Origin of the sequence: Amycolatopsis sp. NPDC059021 (assembly GCF_042739895.1) — a bacterium.
In the GTDB taxonomy this organism is placed as follows: domain Bacteria; phylum Actinomycetota; class Actinomycetes; order Mycobacteriales; family Pseudonocardiaceae; genus Amycolatopsis.
The window spans coordinates 1-1181 of sequence record NZ_JBHYIQ010000044.1 but is presented as its reverse complement, the minus strand read 5'-3'; the positions used below and the strand labels follow the sequence as shown (position 1 = coordinate 1181).

At 67.7% G+C, this 1181-nt stretch carries 2 protein-coding genes; one reads left to right on the top strand and one right to left on the bottom strand.

Annotated elements, in window-relative coordinates; all coding sequences use genetic code 11:
* Window positions 1–75: 75 nt before the first annotated feature.
* On the bottom strand, window positions 76–303 hold the full coding sequence (rpmE, locus tag ACFWX1_RS24785) for a 50S ribosomal protein L31 (RefSeq protein WP_378330417.1): 228 nt from the start codon (window positions 301–303) through the stop codon (window positions 76–78).
* Between the two features lie 242 nt (window positions 304–545).
* On the opposite strand from rpmE, the gene ACFWX1_RS24780 reads away from it, so the two are divergent.
* Complete coding sequence (locus ACFWX1_RS24780) at window positions 546–1079, top strand: CHAP domain-containing protein (protein WP_378341776.1); 534 nt, start codon at window positions 546–548, stop codon at window positions 1077–1079.
* The last annotated feature ends 102 nt before the right edge of the window (window positions 1080–1181 follow it).

The window sequence follows — 1181 nt, the reverse complement described above, 5'->3', positions numbered from 1 at the left end:
CCTCCTCTGCCCAAACACCCACAAACACCCCCCCCCCCCCTGCGGTGGGGGCGGGGGGGCCCCCCGTCGGTCAAGCTACTTGGCGTCGGCACCCTTGGTGCGCTTGCCGTAGCGCTTCTCGAAGCGCGCGACCCGGCCACCGGTGTCCAGGATCTTCTGCTTGCCGGTGTAGAACGGGTGGCAGTTCGAGCAGATTTCGACGTGGATGTGACCGGACGTCTTCGTGCTGCGGGTGGTGAACGTGTTCCCGCAGTCGCAGTTCACGGTCGTGACCACGTATTCGGGGTGGATGCCGCTCTTCATGGTGTCCTCTCTCGTTGGCCGCCGGGTCCCCGGTAGTTCGGGGTGAACCGGAGCCGGACTTCAGCGGAGTAATTGTGCCAGACGCGCTGACAGGGCTTTCAACACGGCCTGTTCAGCCGGTATTCCCGGGCAAAACGGACACGTTGAGTTATCAACTATGTACCTCGGGTGTACGAATTTTGCACTTCCCGCCGGGAGGCTGCCGCCGGTTCGTGATTCTCCCACCCGACTGGAGGCAGACCGTGCGCACTGTGATTTCCCGGATCACCAAACCCGCCGTGGTGGCCGCACTGGCCGCGGCCGCCCTCGCCGTCGCCCCGGTGGCGCAGGCGAGCGCCACCACCGCGGACGCCGACATCACCGCCGCCGACATCAACCCGGCCGCGGGCACCTTCACCACCGAGCCCGAGTTCACCGTCCAGGGCGCGGCCGACGGGACCCCGGCGGGCGCGGTCCAGTGGTACAAGAACCACCTGGGCAGCACCGCCTGGCAGCACTACTGCGAAAAGGCCGCCGAAAACGCCTACGGCACCACCGGCGTCTGGGCGTCGGCGAACGCGCACTGGAACGGCGCGAGCCCGAAGCACACCAGCGGCACCCCGCCGCTCGGCGCCTTCGTGTACTGGAACATCAGCGCCTACGGCCACGTCGGCATCGCCGACGGCAACGGCGGCATCTACGCCACCAGCATCGGCGGCAAGATCGGCCACGCGAGCAGCGTCAACTACTTCAACAACTACCGCGGCTGGACCCCCGGCGCCGTCCCCCGCCACTGAGTCCCGTCCCGACCTGCCGTTAAGGCCACCTTGCGGGCGTCTGACGCCCGCAAGGTGGCCTTAACGGCATTTGCCGGTAGTGCCGCGAGCGTGGAACTCGGG

Excerpts from the sequence above, each read along its gene's own strand:
- rpmE (WP_378330417.1), bottom strand. The coding sequence starts at position 303 with ATGAAGAGCGGCATCCACCCCGAATACGTGGTCACGACCGTGAACTGC.